This is a genomic window from Paenibacillus sp. FSL R5-0766 (genome assembly GCF_037971845.1).
In the GTDB taxonomy this organism is placed as follows: Bacteria; Bacillota; Bacilli; order Paenibacillales; family Paenibacillaceae; genus Paenibacillus.
In genome coordinates, this window is record NZ_CP150227.1 from 5,448,080 (window position 1) to 5,467,203 (window position 19,124).

A 19,124-nucleotide genomic window follows, 5' to 3' on the forward strand; every position below is an offset into this window, starting at 1 on the left:
CTTCTGGTTGTTTCTGTCCTCTCCGTTCTCGTGTAACCAGTTAGTCGAACTTATATAGTGTATTAATAATTTTGACGCTCACGCTCTGCCAATTGTGTGAAATCGGACGGCCACGGGTCGTTCACTTCAATCATCGCTCCGGTTAAAGGATGACTAAACTTAAGCACCTCTCCGTGAAGTGCTTGTCGCCCAATGGCATCCGCTCTACCTCCATACAACGAATCACCAATAAGCGGGTGTCCCGCGTAACTCAGGTGTACACGAATTTGGTGTGTTCGTCCTGTATCCAGCTTTAATCGTACAAGGGTTGCTCGTTCCCACACTTCGACGATCTCCAAATGGGTAACAGCTTCCTGTCCACCTTCCGAGACACGTCTGCGCTGCTTGTGATGTCTATCCTTGCCAATCGGAGCATCAATTTTGTGGAGTTCAAGAGGGATTTGTCCACCTGCAATGGCTACATAATGGCGGCCAATCTCTTTGCGACGCATCGCTTCATCCAGTTTGGCGAGAGCAAAAGCATTTTTGGCATACAGGACAGGTCCGGTTGTATCCTCGTCCAGTCGATGAACATGGCGTACGCTCGCCTGGATTCCGTTCATTTCATAATAAGAGGCAACCACATGATCCAGCGTGATGGCCTGATCAGCACGGCTTCCATCTGGATGCAGTTTCATGCCTGCCGGTTTGTGCATAACCAGACAGAAATCATCCTCATACAATACATCCACATCAGCCCAGCGTGTCTCAACATCGATTGGCTGGGACGCAAAAAGGGCCAGCCGAAGCCGGTCCCCTGCAAGTTGTATTCCTTGGTTTGCTTTCAGCTGACGAAGCAGTTTCTCCGGAAACTGAAGTTCAGACAATAACCATTGCTCTGCGGCCATCGGTTTGTCCGAACTGCCTGTTACGGCTTTCCCTGGCATCAGCTCCAGCCATTCCCCGCGGCGTTTCCAACTTTTGATGGTCATAACGATTGAAGAGCTTTACGATTCGCCTCAATCGTATCGTCAATATCCTGCTCCGTGTGCACACCAGAGACAAACATGCCTTCGTATTGCGAAGGTGCAACACTCACACCTTGATCAATCATGGCCGCAAAATAACGACGGAATTGATCCAGATTGCTTTCTTTGGCAATATCATAATTGGTTACTGGAACGGCACTGAAGAATGGACAAACCATGGAACCCACACGGTTAATGGTTATCGCAACACCCGTCTCAGCTGCATTTTTCTCGAATCCGGCTTGCAGACGTGCAGACAATGTCTCCAGACGGTCATAGACCTCTGGTGTTAACAATTTGAGCGTGGTATATCCTGCTGCCATAGCCAGCGGGTTCCCACTAAGTGTACCCGCCTGATAGATTGGTCCTGTTGGAGCAATCTGTTCCATCAGATCCCGACGACCACCATAAGCACCAACCGGAAGTCCGCCACCGATAACTTTACCCAGACAAGTCAGGTCAGGTGTAACCCCATACCGTCCCTGGGCACAGTTCAACCCTACGCGGAAACCGGTCATGACTTCGTCAAAAATAAGCAGGCTGCCATATTGGGTTGTCAAACTGCGCAGGCCTTCAAGGAAACCGGAAGCCGGAGGTACAACCCCCATGTTACCTGCCACAGGTTCCACAATAACAGCGGCCAGTTCTTCACCATAACGTTCAAAAGCAAGCTTAACGGACTCCAGATCGTTGTAAGGTACCGTAATTGTATTCACAGCTACACCTTCAGGTACACCTGGACTATCCGGTAGACCCAGTGTTGCAACACCTGAACCAGCCTTGATCAGCAAGCTGTCCGCATGTCCATGATATGATCCTTCAAACTTCAGAATTTTACTGCGTCCGGTTACCCCGCGTGCCAGTCGAATGGCACTCATCGTTGCTTCCGTACCGGAATTAACCATCCGCACGATATCGATAGAAGGTACACGCTCACAGACCAGTTTTGCCATCTCGGTCTCCAGCAAGGTAGGCGCACCAAAGCTTGTTCCTTTGAGGGCTGTCTCACGCAAAGCTTCTACAACGTCAGGGTGTGCATGTCCCATAATGAGTGGGCCCCACGATCCCACATAGTCAATAAAAACATTGCCATCAATATCGTAGATTTTGGACCCTTCACCGCGTTCTGCATAGATCGGAGTAAGCCCTACCGATTTGAATGCGCGTACAGGGCTGTTCACACCCCCGGGTATGTACTGCTTCGCTTCCTCAAACGCGCTGCGTGAGCGCTCATCATTGCGACGATTACCTTGTTGTGCAGTCATGAATATCCTCCTTAATGTAATGTATTTTATTTCTCAGCCAACCAGCGTGAAGCGTCTTTTCCGTAGTAGGTAATGATCATATCTGCACCTGCGCGTTTCATGCTGAGCAGGATTTCCATGGCAACTTTTTTCTCATCGATCCAGCCTTGAATCGCCGCCGCCTTCACCATGGCATACTCGCCACTTACATTATAGGCAACAAGCGGAAGATCAAATTGATCCTTAATCGTGCGCATAACATCCAGATAGGAGAGGGATGGTTTTACCATCAACATGTCCGCTCCTTCGAGCACATCCGTCTCTGCTTCACGCAAGGCTTCACGCGCGTTCGCCGGGTCCATCTGATATGACTTGCGGTCTCCGAATTGTGGTGTGGAATCCGCAGCTTCACGGAATGGACCATAGAATGCAGATGCATATTTAACAGAGTAAGACATAATCGGAATATGACTGAATCCATTCTCATCCAGCCCCGCGCGGATCGCTTGCACAAATCCATCCATCATGTTGGATGGTGCAATAATGTCCGCTCCTGCTTTGGCTTGAGACACTGCCGTTTTCACGAGCAGATCAAGTGATTCGTCATTTAACACATCTCCGCAGATGTGACCGTCAATCTCCACGGTGTGTACCATACCGCAGTGACCGTGATCCGTAAATTCACACAGACAAGTATCCGCAACAACCAGCAGTTCCGGGTACCAGGATTTGATCAATCTCGTCGCTTCCTGCACAATGCCATCTTCAGCGAAGCCAGATGAACCCACACTGTCCTTCGTCTCGGGAATACCGAACAATAACACGGCTGGAATCCCCAACTCAGCAATTTCCGTTACTTCCTCTTGAAGACGATCCAACGAGAAGCGGAACACGCCAGGCATGGATTTAATTTCAGATTTTACATTTTCTCCATACGTCACATAGATCGGTTGAATAAAGTCGTCCACGGTTAGATGGGTCTCTCTGACCATATTACGAATACCTGTGGATTGGCGTAAACGGCGATGCCGTACAATTGGAAAACTCATACGAGTAAAACCTCCTTGAAAGTTAAATAGAGCAAAAAGGGAAGCGCGCTGGTATCCTATCGAATTCAGCACGCTTCATATGTTGACATGATTACATGTGTATTAATTTCGAAGAGCGCCTTCTTGGGTGCCTGTCCGTTTCCAGTCGCATAGCACTGTGATCAAGCTATCCATCGTTGCTTCCTCTGCCATCAGTGTAACCTTTAGTCCAGCGGCTTCTGCCGTCTTCGCTGTAACAGGTCCGATACACGCAACCTCCACATCTTTCAATAAAGGCAATGGATCTTGCAACCCCATACGTTTCAACATACTCATGAAGTTGGTAACCGTCGATGAACTTGTAAAGGTCACCGCATGAATACCACCTTCTTCAAGTAGCTTGAGTAGTTCGTCATCATCCTCACCAGCGAGGATCGTATCGTAGGTGATGGCTTCGGTGACCTGAATTCCTCGTTCTCTCAACTGGTCACGCAACCACGTACGTGCAAGATCACCGTGCGGAAGCAATACTCTCTCCCCTTCTTTCAGTTCGCTTTCAAAAGCCTCAAGCATGCCTTCGGCCTGGAAAGGACCTTTGACAACCTCTGCAACGATACCATGTTTGCGTAAAGCGTCTGCTGTAGAAGGTCCTACGGCAGCAATTCTCGCTTGATGAATCGAGCGAATGTCCTTGCCTTCCTGTTCCAGATGGCGGAAGAAAAACTCCACGCCGTTCACACTTGTGAAAAACACCCAGTCATAGGTATTTAAAGCACTGAAGGCGTCTTTGACACTTTGCTGCGCAGATTCACTGGATGGCATGACCGTCTCAATGACCGGAAACTCATACGGTTCGCCGCCGAGTTCCTCAATGCGATTCACCAGTTCACTCGCCTGACTGCGAGCACGGGTTACCAGAATTCGTTTGCCAAACAGCGGCAGCGCTTCTGCCCATTTCAACTGTTCCCGCTGATTGACGACATCTCCCACCACAATAACAGCTGGTGGTTGGAAATTGGCTGCGATCACTTTCGCTTCTATATCCTCAAGGGTACCTGTAAGGGTATCCTGTTCCGCTCGTGTTCCCCAACGAATTAGAGCTACCGGTGTTTGCGCTGGACGACCATGACGAATCAATTGTTCGCTGATATATCCAATTTTGGCAACCCCCATCATAAATACAAGTGTGCCCGTTGCGTTCGTCACTTTATCCCAATGGATACTGCGATCAAGCTTGTCCGGACTCTCGTGCCCCGTAATAATAGAGATGGAAGATGCATAGTCACGGTGAGTGACGGGAATTCCGGCATACGCAGGTACACTTATTGCAGCGGTAACCCCAGGTACAATCTCAAACGGAATTCCGTTTTTGTGCAGCAAACCCGCCTCTTCGCCCACACGTCCAAAGATCGTTGGATCGCCGCCCTTAAGCCGAACCACAACCTTGCCTTCAAGCGCCAGATCAACCAACAGTTGATTGATCTCTTCCTGTTTCATCGTATGCCGATCCGGGCGCTTGCCCACGTAAATCTTGACTGCGCCGGGTTTCATTTGTTTCAACAATCTCGGACTTGCCAAACGATCATAGACTACAGCATCGGCTTTACCGATGGATTCCCACCCTTTTACCGTAATCAGCTTTGCATCCCCAGGACCTGCCCCTACCAAAAAGACCTTTCCCACCATGTCTTCATCCCCTAACTTCTGCCAGTATCTGCTCTGCTCCCCGTTCGATCAATCTCCAAGCCACTTCTTCACCCAGACGAACCGGGTCCTTGCCGATCAGAGCTTCCTTAAGAATCAGTCCACCATCCGGCGTGCCGACCATACCTGTTAATTGTAACGTGTTTTCACCATTCAGGGAATCTGCATCTTGCTGAGGCACCCATACCGCATGAGCACCGATCGGAACCTGACAGCCCCCATTTAATACACTGAGAAAACGGCGTTCCGCCTGTACAGGAAATGCTGTCTCGGGATCGTTATACAGCTGCAGCAAGTGCAACAGTTCCTCATCGTCTTCACGACATTCGATACCAAGCGCGCCTTGACCCACTGCCGGAAGACAAGCTGTTTCCGTCAGGTACTCTGTGATTCGGTCTTCCCAGCCCATACGGTACAATCCTGCAGCTGCCAGAATAATCGCATCGAACCCTTCAGTCTCCAGCTTCCGCAGACGGGAATCAATATTGCCGCGTATCGATTCCAATTGCAAATCTGGACGATAGGCCTTTAATTGGCTCGACCGGCGCAGACTGCTTGTTCCGACTCTAGCTCCTTCTGGCAGTTGATCCAGAGTAAGCCCACCATTGGAGATCAGCGCATCCCGTGGATCTGCACGACGAGGTATAGCCCCATTCGTTAATCCTTCGGGTAACTCGGAAGGCATATCTTTCATACTATGAACAGCCATATCAATCGTACGATCAATCATCGCCTGTTCAATCTCTTTGACAAACAAACCTTTGCCTCCCACTTTTGACAACGTTACATCCAGAATGAGATCTCCCTTGGTAACAATCTTATGTACTTCAAAGTCAAAAGCTAATCCTTCCCGCTCACAAATATCGCGTAAATCCTGAATGACATGGCCTGTCTGGGTTAGCGCAAGCGCGCTCTGTCTACTTCCAACTTTAATTGTACGCATATCTACACTTCCTCCTGATTACGGGATATCCAGTCCCCGATTTCTTCTTCGGTCCACCACCGAAAATGGCCTGTACGAATATCTTCTAATATGTGCATTTCAGTTAATTGCCGAAGCAACGTACTTCTGAGACTTGAAGAAGATACGCGTGACTTCACCTCAGTCCTCATCTGGTGCAAAAACTCAAGGTACGTCTCATACTCATCACCGAACTGTCGTTCGAGTGTGGCACGTATCTCCGCAGCTGCTGCCGGTCCCGCTCCTGCTGTGGATATCGCTATGCTTAATCTCCCACGCCTTACCACGCTTGGCGTAATAAAGCTGCTGTGCTCCGAAGACATTGCGTTATTCACCAATATGCCCGCAGCCTCAGCATCCCGAACCACAGTTGAATTGACCTCTGAATGGTCAGTCGCTGCATATACGAGAAAGGCCCCCCGCAAATCTCCATTGCGGTAGGACCGGTCTATCCATTGAATTCGGGATTCATGATGCAGTTGTTTTAATATGGGAGTAAGCTCCGGACTAATGACCGTAATCTGTGCCTCGGCATGCAGTAATCCCTTAATTTTACGTTCGGCAACACGTCCACCACCAACCACGCAGCATTTCTTGCCTGAAGTATTCACAAATATCGGCGTGTAACGGTCCATCCCCTTCACTCTCCCGTCCAACGATGAAACGCTGAATACGCATTGGATAAAAAACTTATAATGACAAATCCGTACCCGATCAGTGTCCATCTTGCCATGATAATTGTAGAGAACTGTTTCCTTCTCTTGGATACGAAATAACCCACATAGATGGCTATAGCAAGACCTGTCGCAATAACTTTGAGATCCAAGAGTAGAATCCAGCGTCTTTCCGCCACAATGGATAATACGGCAAGCATCACAGAAACGCCAAGAAGCGGTGTACCTATGAAATTAGCACCATCCATGTATTTGCCGATCACTTCCAGGCTTGGCATCCGTCGCATCGTTTCATTCCACTTTTTTTTCTTCAACTTACGGTGCAGGAACAGATATAACATGGCAAATACCGTAGCAACGGTTAACGCCGCAAAACCAAGATTCGCCAAGGTAATATGCATAATGAGTAATCCATGTACCGTTTGCCAGTTATGCAGTGATATCTCTCCGGCCGTAAACCACAGTCGGTTTAATACCGTAACGGAAAAACCTACAACATTCAGCAACAAAATCACAAATTCGGAACGCTGGATGCGAGTCATGACGAGAGACATCAGCACAATACTGAATGAAAATATAAACAAAAAATCAAAGGTGGTATAGATGGGGAAATGGCCTTCAGTCCACATGCGCAATATGACATGCGTTACCTGCAATCCCCAAACAACGACAAGAAACCCTGTGCCTGTCCGCTTCGCCCCCGCATTGCGTCGAATGCAGTCCGAGAAATAGAACAGTAGGCTCAGGGCATACATATAGATTAGAGCTTCATAAACTTGTTCAGCAAGGGTCAAGCTGCCCACCCGCCTTATACGCCTGCCGGAGCATAAGCCGGCACGGGGTCTTGCCGGTTTTCGTTAAGGTGAGCGGCTGGTTTCGCCAGAGCTGTGGCATCACTCTGACTCACTTTTTCAGCGGCCATCTCTAATGCATCTTCCAGAGCGAAAATCTGAGTAAACATGCGCAGAGCTTCATCACCTTGCTTCGTGCCTGCCATTTCCTTAATCCGATTAATCGGATCTGTCGTCATTTGGTTCACAATACTCTTAGTCAAACGACGAATGACTTTACGTTGATGTTCATCGAGCTCAGGCAGTTTATTAAACAGGCTATCCATCGTTTCTTCATGAATGGAGACACCTTTTTCCTGCAAAGCGCGAATAACGGGACGAACACCCAACGTTTTGAGCCAATGGTAATAATCCTCCATCTCAAGCTCAATCATTCTCTCAATCTTTGCAGCTTCCACCTTACGCATCTCGAGGTTGCTCTCCACGATTCCTTCCAGATCATCAATGTCATAGAGAAATACGTTGGATAATTCACCAATCGCTGGGTCAATATCGCGTGGAACCGCAATATCAATCAGGAACAATGGGCGAGATTGACGACGCTTCATGCTCTCCCGTACCACTACTGCATCCATGACATAACGTTCAGCTCCAGTGGAACTAATCACAATATCAACTTCATTAAGTCGATCTAGTGCCTGTTCCATCGTACAAGGTGTACCCCGGAACTTGGCTGCCAATTCTTCAGCTCTTGCGAGCGTACGGTTCGCCACGATGACCTCGGATGCCCCGTTGGCATAGAGATGTTTCACGGTTAGTTCACTCATCTTGCCAGCACCCAAAATGAGCACCTTCTTGTCTGTGAACATGCCAAAAATCCTCTTACCGAGTTCAACAGCAGCATAACTGACAGATACGGCGCTCTCCCCGATGGAAGTCTCCGAATGTGCCCGTTTGCCCAGCGTAACGGCCTGTTTGAACAGCATATTAAACCAGGTACCTGTTGATTTCTCTTCTTGCGCTTTAAGAAAAGCCTGTTTCACCTGTCCAAGAATCTGAGTCTCACCGATGACCATAGAATCTAGTCCGCAGATGACGCGGAACAAATGGCGCATGGCTTGATCATCTTCATATATATATAAGTGTTGCGTAAATTCTTCCCGTGGTACGTTAAACCATTGTTCCATGAATGTTCGAATAAAATAACCACACATGTGAAGACGGTCCACCACAACATACAACTCGGTACGGTTACATGTGGCTACGATTACACCTTCCAATACACTCTTGGTCAGCTTGAGCTGCTGCAGCGCTTCAGACAAATCCTTTTCTGCAAATGTGAATCGTTCCCTAACCTCTACAGGCGCCGTGCGATAATTCAAACCAACGACAACGATGTGCATTGCAAGTTCACCTGCCTAATAAATTTCCAATCAAAGTGCTTACTGCATATGTCTATCCATTTATGATTGACAAGGTTAATTATATCACACATCATAGCCGTGACCGGGTCATTTTTATGAAATGTTTATGAAATCACCATGTTCATCATCATATGCACTGTCATTTATTGTAGTGTCTCACCAAACTTCACCGTTATGCGTTAAAAAGTGTCGATTATGAATATTCATAACGATACGCATATTAAAACAAATAGCCATGGAATTATTCCATGACTATTAGAGTTTGGGAGGTTATGTGTCCATCCCGATATGTGAACATTGTGTATGCAATATACTTTTTATTTAAACCCGTTCCGTCTGGTTGTTCATGTCTGGTGTTTCAACTTGCAATTCGCCCAATCCACGTACCAACTTCTTTGCATACGTTTTTTCAGGCTTTAATACGGATACCAGGTAGTCAATAGCAAGCTGTGGATCTACGGTCTCCCCACAAGTGTAACAATCAATCGCTGCAAAACCTCTCTCAGGATACGTATGAATGGAGAGATGGCTCTCAGACAATAGTACAAGTACGGTCGCTCCCTGTGGGTCAAACTGCTTGGACTGCACGGACATTACTGTCGCGCCACATGCCTCCGCTGCTTCAACCATTTGGGCTTCCAGATACTCTGCATTGTTCAGTAGATTAAAGTCGACACCCCAAGTATCAACAGCAACGTGTCTTCCGAAAGTTGAATATTCCATCCTTCGGTTCCCCCTTCCTAGGAATAAAATGTTTGAAAAAATTTCATCCGCTAGGACCTACGTCATTCACTTCCCGAGGGAAAAATCTCTCGCAACATATAATGTCCTGAGTGAATCCTGGTTCCTATATTGTTTTCAACGAGATTAAAAATAACATTGAATCAGAGTGAAATCAACCCTTTTCCAGAAGATTGTAAAATAAATATGTTCAATGCGGAATATTTGATCTCACATCAAAAAATTCCCCTGAAACCTCCACATTGGCGAGTGCCACTGCCCGGAAGATACAAGGGAATTCATTATATACACATACGTTTATAAACATACAATTTTAAGCTAATAGGCTTCAAGCTCAAACAACCGTTTTTGATGACGAGCAAGGGTCTCATCAATCTGATGGAGCTGATCAGCAGTCGCATCTTTTCTAGTGTCCAGCAGTGAATCGATCTCGGCATACACACGGTTGATTTCGCGTTCTACATCTCTGGCCTGGAACAGATGTTGCAATTCAAGCAACGTATTTTTGTATTCATAGATCACTCGGGTGTTCTCCCCGGTCTTCTCCACAATTTTGTGGACAGTGCCTTGAGCATAAACATACGTCATGGTGAACCCTTTATAGATCCGATGAACGACCCCGTCACCCTTAAAAGTCACAAAGAGCTTCCGGACAACGTTGGTCAGATGCAGATTCACTAGGCGGCAAGATAACTCACAGATATAGAACCCTTCTATGCGGTCAAAAGGGAAATGCACTTCTTCTCCACTTACATCCCCCAGCACGACCTCCTGACAACCATTGTCCAACACCTTAACCCGATGATGAAGCCTGCCGTCTTCTGTCATGCGCAAAAACTGATGCATCTGGGGTTCTGACAATTTCATAGTGGCCTTAACATACTCTGTGGCTAACCGCTGAGCCATACAAATCCCTCAATTCTTTCCCGATTGTTTTGTCTTCCTGCACATGTAGCAGTCATCTCAAAATTCTTCAGGCCGGCTAAGCCGGTATGTTTGGTACTGTTGGCAATATGCACCTATGCTCATTATACACTACCATAAAGCTAATTCGCTCCAGAGCCACATAATGAATTCTCACGAAAATCCATAAAAAACCGGATGAATCTTGATCTTATCAACGATTCACTTAGTATGCTCACTTTCCTGCACTAAAACAGTATACTATCTCGGTTATCCGTTAATTTCGTTAATTTCTTCCTCTTCAGAAGCATTCTCTGCATCCAGAACTGGTGCATACTTATCTATGCGGGCATGGCGGGTAATGATGTCCCATAACTCTTCTTTCCCCAATCCCTCTTCGGATGAAAACGGCACAAACAAATCCCCTGAACGAAGACCCAGTGATTCCTTAATGACTTTGATATATTTGGCTCTGCGTGTTTTTGGAATCTTGTCCATCTTGGTTGCTACAACAACCAAAGGCAGTCCATTATGACGAAGCCATTCGTTCATCATCTTGTCCTCTTTGGACGGTTCATGTCTCATATCCACCATCTGCATAACCAGTTTCAATTCTTCGCGTCCCAACAAGTATTTCTCCATCATTTTACCCCAGGCAAAGCGTTGCTCTTTGGAAACTTTAGCGTAGCCATATCCCGGAAAATCGACGAAGTAGAGATCCTGATTAATTTTATAATAGTTGAGTTGCTGTGTCTTACCCGGTGTTGAGCTCGTCCGAGCCAAATTTTTACGATTGATCAAACGGTTGATCAGGGAAGATTTCCCCACATTGGAGCGTCCCGCCAAAGCTATCTCGGGCAAACCGTCATCGGGGTATTGTTCAGGCCGAACGGCACTGATAATAAATTCAGATTGATTTACTTTCATATTGTATCTTTCCTCTCTTGAAAACCTGTGCTATGCATCACCTGTTGAAGGTATTATGCCATGGATTGTTCTATCATACCAAAAAAACCGTTCCAGCGGACGCCGAAGCCTCCGCAGAACGGTCTAATCTTCATACGAACCTTTCGGATACGTGGATTACAGGTGAATTCCTGTCTGCTCCACAAGTGCATGCTGCAATACCTGATCCATATGGGCTACAGGTACAAACTCCACATCTTCCTTGATGCTGTCTGGAATGTCACGCAGGTCCCGCTCGTTATCCTTAGGCAATAATATTTTTTTATAACCGGCACGATGGGCTGCCAGTGATTTCTCTTTCAGACCACCAATCGGCAGTACACGTCCACGCAGTGTTATTTCACCAGTCATCGCGATATCCTTGGACACATGTTTGTTTGTCAAGGCTGAGATTAACGCTGTTGCCATCGTAATCCCGGCAGATGGACCATCCTTCGGAATCGCTCCTTCCGGAACGTGGATATGGATATCGTTCTTCTCATGGAAGTCAGGCGAAATTCCAAGCTGTGTAGCTTTGGAGCGGGTATAACTGAATGCGGCTTGTGCCGATTCCTTCATGACATCCCCCAGTTTACCTGTGAGAGTCAATTTACCTGTTCCAGGCACAACAGTCACTTCAATGATAAGGGTATCTCCACCCACTTCAGTCCACGCCAGACCCGTTACGGTACCAATCTGATCTTCCAGTTCGGCCATACCATAACGGAACTTGCCAGGTCCAAGGTAGTCTTTGATCTTATCTGATGAGATGTTAATCTGACCTTCCACGCCAGATACGACGTTCTTGGCAGCTTTCCGGCACAACGAAGCCATCTGCTGTTCCAGATTACGCACACCTGACTCCCGTGTATATTCACGAATTACACGCAACAACGCGTCATCCGGGATTTCCAATTGCTCTTCTTCCAGACCATGGTCCTGCTTCTGTTTGGGCAGCAAATAGTTTTTCGCAATTTGCAGCTTCTCCAGCTCCGTGTAACCAGGGATGTTGAGCATTTCCATCCGATCCAGCAATGGACGCGGAATATTGTGTACCGTGTTGGCAGTTGTTATAAACATAACGTTGGATAAGTCAAACGGCAATTCTACAAAATGATCACTAAACGTATTATTCTGTTCTGGATCAAGCACCTCAAGTAACGCTGCGGAAGGATCTCCGCGGAAGTCTGAAGCCATCTTATCAATCTCGTCCAGCAGGAATACCGGATTCAGTGAACCTGCCGTTTTCATCCCCTGGATGATACGCCCAGGCATCGCGCCTACATAGGTGCGTCGGTGACCACGAATCTCGGCTTCATCACGCACGCCGCCCAGAGATATTCTTACAAACTCCCGACCCAGCGATCTCGCGATTGAACGGGCAAGTGATGTTTTACCAACCCCTGGAGGTCCAACCAGACAGAGAATGGGCCCTTTGAGCTTCTTGACGAGTTTCTGGACAGCCAGATATTCAAGCACACGCTCTTTGGGCTTTTCCAATCCGTAATGATCTGCATTCAGCACATCTTCGGCTTTTTGGATATCCAGATCATCCGCTGTCATCTGACTCCAAGGAAGGCCAAGCAGCCAATCCACGTAGTTGCGAATGACTCCGCCCTCAGCTGAACTTGCAGGCATTTTCTCCAGTCGATCAATTTCTTTCTCGACCTTTTCTTTCACCTTGTCCGGCAAGCCGAGTTCTTCCATCTGTGTGCGAAGTTCCTCAACCTCACCCGCACGGCCTTCTTTTTCACCCAGTTCTTTCTGGATCGCTTTCATCTGCTCGCGCAAATAATATTCCTTCTGCGTTTTCTCCATCTGTTTCTTCACACGTTGGCTGATCTTGCGTTCAAGCTCCAGCACTTCGCGCTCATTGTTCAGGATATCCAGCAATTTCTCCAGACGTTCCCGAACGTCGATGGTCTCCAGAATTTCCTGTTTATCCTTGATCTTCAAGGACAGGTGACTCGTGATGACATCGGCCAGCCTCCCTGGTTCTTCGATGTCAGACACCGCTGCGAGTGTCTCTGGTGTCACTTTTTTGGACAGATTAATATAATTCTCGAACTGGTTCAGAACGGTACGCATCAAGGCATCCGTCTCCGGATGGGTGTTCTCCTCTTCAGGCAGCTCTTTTGCCAGTACTTCATAATATTCCTCGTTGTCCGTATATTCAATAATTTCAGCCCGTTCCATGCCTTCTACGAGTACACGAATCGTACCGTTTGGAAGCTTCAGCATCTGTCTGACCTTGGCCACGGTTCCGATTCTGAAAATGTCCTCTTGTGTTGGTTCTTCAATATTTACTTCGGCTTGGGAACATAGGAGAATCAGATGTTCTTCTACCATCGCTTTTTCTAAAGCCTTGACCGATTTCTCCCGGCCCACATCGAGATGCAGTACCATACTCGGGTAGACGAGAAGTCCTCTTAAAGGCAGTAAAGGAAAACGACGACCTTTCGCTTTGCTCGGTCCCATCGCTTTCGCACCTCCAATGGCTCTCAGGTTGTAGTCATTCATTATTCTATCAAATGTTCACATAAAAAACCAATGAAGGGAAGCGCTTAGCAGCTTCCCGAATCTGTAACCTGTCCTGGACGAGGCACGTCCGCACGCAAATAGGAAGCGGATGCCGGTGGAAAAATCTCCGGTGCAGGTGCAACTGTCTCCTCTGCAAGCTTCGTCTGTTCCATCTGTTGTGATTCCGGGACCCAGGCGAACACTTCACGGAATACGTCCTCTACGGTATCTACCGGGATAACGCGCAAGCCATCCAGATTCTCAAAAATGGACTGCCAGTTCTCCGCGGGAATAATAACGGTCTTCGCTCCTGCCTGAAAGGCAGCCTCCACCTTGGCCAGCACGCCACCAATAGGCTTAACCCGACCATGAATACTGATCTCGCCAGTCATCGCTGTCTCATGATCCACAGGGCGTCCCTGAATCGCTGATGTAATGGCAGTCGCCATGGCAATCCCGGCAGATGGACCATCAATAGGTGTCCCACCTGGGAAATTCACGTGTAAATCGTAATCATTCGGACGAATACCCATGGCTTTTAATACGGTTAACACATTTTCAACCGAGCCTTTGGCCATACTTTTTCGCCGGAGTGTACGCGAACCGCCTCCAATCTCTTCTTCATCCACAACGCCTGTAATATTGATTCGGCCTTGATCTTTAAGAGCCGGAACAGCAGACACTTCGATCTCCAAAATGGTTCCCATATTCGGTCCGTATACCGCCAAGCCGTTAACAAACCCCACCTGCGGGTGTGTAGGGACCTTCCGATCAGGCCGTGGCTGAATCTGGCTGCTACCCGCCACCCACTCCACATCAGACGCCTGAAGCGTCTCACGCTTCTCTGTCAGCGCAAGCCCCGCAGCCAGCTGGATGATATTAACCGCTTCGCGTCCATTGGTTGCATATCGCTTGACCACATCAACGGCATCCGGACATGGACTGAACCCTATTTTCTGAACAGCATCCTCTGCAATTCGCCCAATCTCCTCAGGCAACAAAGGACGGAAATAAACTTCCATGCAGCGTGAACGCAAAGCTGGTGGCAGTTCATGAGGCGAACGAGTCGTTGCTCCAACAAGGCGGAAATCGGCCGGCAGGCCATTTTGAAAAATATCGTGGATATAAGCAGGAGTATGCGTGTCTTCCGAGTTATAGTACGCACTCTCCAAAAACACCTTGCGATCCTCCAACACTTTCAACAGCTTATTCATCTGAATCGAATGTAATTCACCAATCTCATCAATAAAAAGCATTCCCCCATGCGCTTTCGTGACAGCACCCGGTTTCGGTTGGGGAATACCTGCAACGCCCATGGCTCCTGCTCCCTGATATATCGGATCATGAACCGAACCAATTAAGGGGTCCGCAATACCACGTTCATCAAAACGGGCTGTTGTTGCATCCAGCTCCGTGAATTTGGCGTCTGGCTTGAAAGGCGATGTTGGATTCTTCTTGGCCTCTTCCAACACAACCCTTGCGGCAGCTGTCTTCCCGACTCCGGGTGGGCCATAAATGATAACATGTTGCGGATTAGCACTGCACAAAGCAGCTTTAAGGGCACGCAGCCCGTCTTTTTGCCCAACAATATCGTTAATGGTAGCTGGACGCGTCTTCTCCGACAACGGCTTGGTGAGTGAGATTGAACGCAACTTACGCAGCTTCTCCAGTTCCTTGCGAGATTCTCGCTCAACGGCACTGCGGTTCGTTTTCTGGCCACGCAGCAGGTTCCAGAAATACAAACCAATCACCACTCCAAAAAATAACTGAATCAACATGATGACCATACCAAATTCCATGTCTTCACATCCTCCTATTTTGTCGCTATTCTCATATGAGATCATGCTAATACTTGGTAGTATAGCCTTTTCAACGCGACGTAAACGGGCGATGCGGAATTTGTATGCGAGAAAATAAAAAGCCCGCCATCGCTGGCGAGCTTTTGCTGTAACAAGATATGAATCAATCAGTGCGAACGACCAGGAATAACACCTGTCTCTTCGTAGGCTTCGACGATTTTGTCGATCTCTTTTTTTAATTCCTCAACCATGATTTCTTCAGGCACTTTACGAATCATCTTGCCGTGACGGAACAAGAGACCTTCTCCACGAGCACCGGCAATCCCGATATCCGCTTCTTTGGCCTCACCTGGACCATTAACCGCACAACCCAACACCGATACTTTAATCGGCACCTTCAGTTTGGAGATATACTCTTCCACTTCGTTGGCAATGGAGAACAGGTCGATATCCAATCGTCCACACGTTGGGCAGGAGATCAATGTAGCTGCATTTGTAATGAGTCCAAATGTTTTGAGCAGATCACGAGCGACCTTGATTTCTTCTACCGGGTCCGCACTCAGTGAGATCCGCATCGTTGAACCAATACCCATGGACAATAAGGCTCCCATACCTGCGGAGCTTTTGATCGTACCGGAGAACAGTGTACCTGCTTCGGTAATCCCGAGATGCAACGGATACGGAATGATTTGAGCTGCTTTGGTATAAGCTTCAATCGCCATCGGCACATCCGATGCTTTGAGTGACACGATGATATCATGGAAATCAAGTTCTTCCAAAATACCAATGTGATACAATGCACTTTCTACCATAGCATCTGCCGTAGGATACCCATACTTCTCAAGGAGATGGTTTTCCAAAGAACCCGCATTTACTCCAATCCTAATCGGAATGCCGCGGTCTTTACAAGCCTTAACCACTTCTTCCACTTTCGCACGTTTACCGATGTTACCTGGATTAATCCGAACTTTATCGATGCCGTTCTCAATCGCAAGCAAAGCCAGCTTATAGTTGAAATGAATGTCCGCTACGAGCGGTATATGAATGCGTTTTTTGATTTCCTTGATGGCTGCGGCAGCTTCCTCATTATTAACCGTTACACGTACCACTTGGCAACCCGCTTCTTCCAGTCGCAGAATCTCTGCAACCGTTGCTTCAACGTCTGCCGTTTTGGTTGTACACATACTTTGGATAATGACTTCGTTACTGCCACCGATCGTTACGTTTCCCACTTTCACGGGACGTGTATCCTGTCTTAAATACATGAGTGATTTCTCTCCCCACAACGTCAAAGCTCCACCCTGACAGAGACATGAATTCGCCTTCTGCCAAAGTGGAGAACTGACAAGTCTATATTTCAGAGTTCAACGGGATTCAGGCCTTTATTAGGCGCTCTCTTCCTGCTTATCGTCCTTCGATTGGCTTAGTTCAGGCACGACTCTTTTCTCAACAACTTCTTCGGTAATGACACAGTTCGTAACATCATCACGTGAAGGCACTTCATACATGATTTCAAGCATGATACCTTCAATGATGGCACGCAATCCACGTGCACCTGTGTTACGTTTAATTGCTTCTTTTGCAATCGCGAGCAATGCAGCTGGTTCAAATACCAGATTCACATTGTCCAGCTCAAGCAGTTTTTGGTACTGTTTGGTAAGCGCGTTTTTTGGTTCGGAAAGAATCCGTACCAGCGTATCTTCATCCAGTGGCTCCAAAGTGGAGATGACTGGCAGACGGCCTACAAATTCCGGAATCAGACCAAATTTCAGCAAATCTTCCGGCAATACCATACCCAGGTATTCACCTGGTTTCAGATCTTTTTGCTCAGAAACGGTATTAAAGCCAATGACTTTTTTACCGATCCGGCGTTTGATCATTTGCTCCAGACCATCAAAGGCACCGCCGCAAATGAACAGGATGTTTGTTGTATCGATCTGAATGAATTCTTGATGAGGGTGTTTGCGACCACCTTGTGGTGGTACAGAAGCCACAGTTCCTTCAAGAATTTTCAAGAGAGCCTGTTGCACACCTTCGCCCGATACATCACGAGTAATGGATGGGTTTTCGGATTTACGCGCTACTTTATCAATCTCATCGATATAAATAATGCCACGCTCTGCTTTTTCCACATCATAATCAGCAGCTTGAATCAGTTTGAGCAGGATGTTCTCTACATCCTCACCTACATAACCCGCTTCTGTTAATGACGTAGCATCCGCAATAGCAAAAGGAACATTCAAAATTTTTGCCATCGTTTGCGCAAGCAACGTTTTACCAGAACCCGTAGGTCCTAACAGCAAAATGTTACTCTTCGACAGTTCAACATCTTCAATCTTGCTTTGTGTGTTGATCCGTTTGTAGTGATTGTACACCGCAACAGACAATGACTTCTTCGCTTGCTCCTGTCCAATAACATATTGATCAAGGATATTACGAATCTCTTTTGGTTTTGGAATATCTTTGAGGTCTACTTCTTCATCATGACCGAGTTCTTCCTCAACGATTTCGGTGCAAAGTTCGATACATTCATCACAAATGTACACGCCTGGTCCAGCGACCAACTTACGCACCTGCTCCTGAGATTTACCGCAAAAAGAGCATTTCAGTTGCCCTTTCTCATCGTTAAATTTAAACATGAAACCACCCCTTTAGGAATTGATCGGTCTACTGAGCACCTGGTCAATAATGCCGTACGTCTTAGCCTCTTCAGCGCTCATGAAGAAGTCACGGTCTGTATCCCGCTCAATTTTCTCAAGAGACTGACCCGTACGATCGACGTATATTTGATTCAGTTTCTGACGTGTTTTAATAATCCATTCTGCGTGTATCTTAATATCCGCAGCCTGTCCTTGAATGCCGCCAAGCGGCTGATGAATCATTACTTCGCTATTTGTCAGCGCATATCTCTTGCCAGGTGCACCGGCTGTCAGCAATAACGAGCCCATGCTTGCTGCCATCCCAACGCAAATGGTAGATACATCCGGCTTGATAAATTGCATCGTATCGTATATACCCATCCCTGCGGTGACAGAACCACCAGGTGAGTTAATGTACAAGCTGATATCCTTCTCAGGATCGTCGGCTGCCAAAAACAAAAGCTGTGCTATGACAAGATTGGCTACATCGTCATCAATCGCACTGGTTAGAAAGATAATGCGATCTTTCAGCAAACGTGAATATATATCGTAAGACCGCTCGCCTCGATTGGTTTGTTCTATAACCATTGGCACCAGACTCATGAGACCAACCTCTTTTCTACATGTAATTAGACATAGGCCACCTGTAAAGCAAACCCAAATTCATTCTAACACTTTCCTGTGACAATGTCATTTTTCACAAGAGGAGTCAGACATCCGTTTGTTTACTTTTTTAGCCTGATC

The 19,124-nt window shown here is 47.2% G+C and carries 16 protein-coding genes; all 16 read right to left on the minus strand.

Going from position 1 to position 19,124, the window contains the following annotated elements:
• Positions 1–62 precede the first annotated feature (62 nt).
• On the minus strand, positions 63–971 hold the full coding sequence (locus tag MKY66_RS23625) for an RluA family pseudouridine synthase (protein ID WP_076216945.1): 909 nt from the start codon (positions 969–971) through the stop codon (positions 63–65).
• A complete protein-coding gene (gene hemL, locus MKY66_RS23630) occupies positions 968–2,272 on the minus strand; it encodes a glutamate-1-semialdehyde 2,1-aminomutase (RefSeq protein WP_076216944.1) in 1,305 nt (434 codons plus the stop codon). Before hemL ends, MKY66_RS23625 begins: the two co-directional genes overlap by 4 nt.
• Positions 2,273–2,298: 26 nt before the next feature.
• Positions 2,299–3,300 carry a porphobilinogen synthase gene (gene hemB, locus MKY66_RS23635; RefSeq protein ID WP_076216943.1) on the minus strand — a complete coding sequence of 334 codons (1,002 nt, stop codon included), beginning with the start codon at positions 3,298–3,300 and terminating at the stop codon, positions 2,299–2,301.
• A 102-nt stretch (positions 3,301–3,402) separates the two neighbouring features.
• On the minus strand, positions 3,403–4,965 hold the full coding sequence (gene cobA, locus MKY66_RS23640; RefSeq protein ID WP_076216942.1) for a uroporphyrinogen-III C-methyltransferase: 1,563 nt from the start codon (positions 4,963–4,965) through the stop codon (positions 3,403–3,405).
• Positions 4,966–4,969: 4 nt separating this feature from the next.
• A complete protein-coding gene (hemC, locus tag MKY66_RS23645) occupies positions 4,970–5,926 on the minus strand; it encodes a hydroxymethylbilane synthase (RefSeq protein WP_076216941.1) in 957 nt (318 codons plus the stop codon).
• Positions 5,927–5,928: 2 nt separating this feature from the next.
• Positions 5,929–6,579, minus strand: a complete 651-nt coding sequence (locus tag MKY66_RS23650; protein WP_076216940.1) for a bifunctional precorrin-2 dehydrogenase/sirohydrochlorin ferrochelatase — start codon at positions 6,577–6,579, stop codon at positions 5,929–5,931.
• A 5-nt stretch (positions 6,580–6,584) separates the two neighbouring features.
• Positions 6,585–7,373 carry a cytochrome c biogenesis protein CcsA gene (ccsA, locus tag MKY66_RS23655; protein ID WP_076216957.1) on the minus strand — a complete coding sequence of 263 codons (789 nt, stop codon included), beginning with the start codon at positions 7,371–7,373 and terminating at the stop codon, positions 6,585–6,587.
• 53 nt (positions 7,374–7,426) lie between these two features.
• Positions 7,427–8,812 carry a glutamyl-tRNA reductase gene (hemA, locus tag MKY66_RS23660; RefSeq protein WP_076216939.1) on the minus strand — a complete coding sequence of 462 codons (1,386 nt, stop codon included), beginning with the start codon at positions 8,810–8,812 and terminating at the stop codon, positions 7,427–7,429.
• A gap of 342 nt (positions 8,813–9,154) precedes the next feature.
• Entirely contained in the window at positions 9,155–9,556 is a 402-nt protein-coding gene (gene speD / locus MKY66_RS23665) for an adenosylmethionine decarboxylase (RefSeq protein ID WP_036673526.1), read from the minus strand.
• Between the two features lie 336 nt (positions 9,557–9,892).
• Positions 9,893–10,480 (minus strand): non-ribosomal peptide synthetase module, encoded by a 588-nt coding sequence (locus tag MKY66_RS23670; protein ID WP_076216938.1) that lies wholly within the window; start codon positions 10,478–10,480, stop codon positions 9,893–9,895.
• 267 nt (positions 10,481–10,747) lie between these two features.
• Positions 10,748–11,404, minus strand: a complete 657-nt coding sequence (gene yihA, locus MKY66_RS23675) for a ribosome biogenesis GTP-binding protein YihA/YsxC (protein WP_076216937.1) — start codon at positions 11,402–11,404, stop codon at positions 10,748–10,750.
• A gap of 156 nt (positions 11,405–11,560) precedes the next feature.
• A complete protein-coding gene (lon, locus tag MKY66_RS23680) occupies positions 11,561–13,900 on the minus strand; it encodes an endopeptidase La (protein WP_076216936.1) in 2,340 nt (779 codons plus the stop codon).
• An 86-nt stretch (positions 13,901–13,986) separates the two neighbouring features.
• The gene (gene lonB / locus MKY66_RS23685) at positions 13,987–15,741 is read right to left on the minus strand and encodes an ATP-dependent protease LonB (protein ID WP_076216935.1); all 1,755 of its coding nucleotides are present in this window, start codon (positions 15,739–15,741) and stop codon (positions 13,987–13,989) included.
• A 167-nt stretch (positions 15,742–15,908) separates the two neighbouring features.
• Positions 15,909–17,006, minus strand: coding sequence for a flavodoxin-dependent (E)-4-hydroxy-3-methylbut-2-enyl-diphosphate synthase (ispG, locus tag MKY66_RS23690; RefSeq protein WP_076216934.1), 1,098 nt, complete (start codon positions 17,004–17,006; stop codon positions 15,909–15,911).
• A gap of 120 nt (positions 17,007–17,126) precedes the next feature.
• Positions 17,127–18,380 carry an ATP-dependent protease ATP-binding subunit ClpX gene (gene clpX / locus MKY66_RS23695; protein WP_076216933.1) on the minus strand — a complete coding sequence of 418 codons (1,254 nt, stop codon included), beginning with the start codon at positions 18,378–18,380 and terminating at the stop codon, positions 17,127–17,129.
• A gap of 12 nt (positions 18,381–18,392) precedes the next feature.
• Entirely contained in the window at positions 18,393–18,983 is a 591-nt protein-coding gene (gene clpP, locus MKY66_RS23700; protein ID WP_076216932.1) for an ATP-dependent Clp endopeptidase proteolytic subunit ClpP, read from the minus strand.
• Between the last annotated feature and the right edge of the window lie 141 nt (positions 18,984–19,124).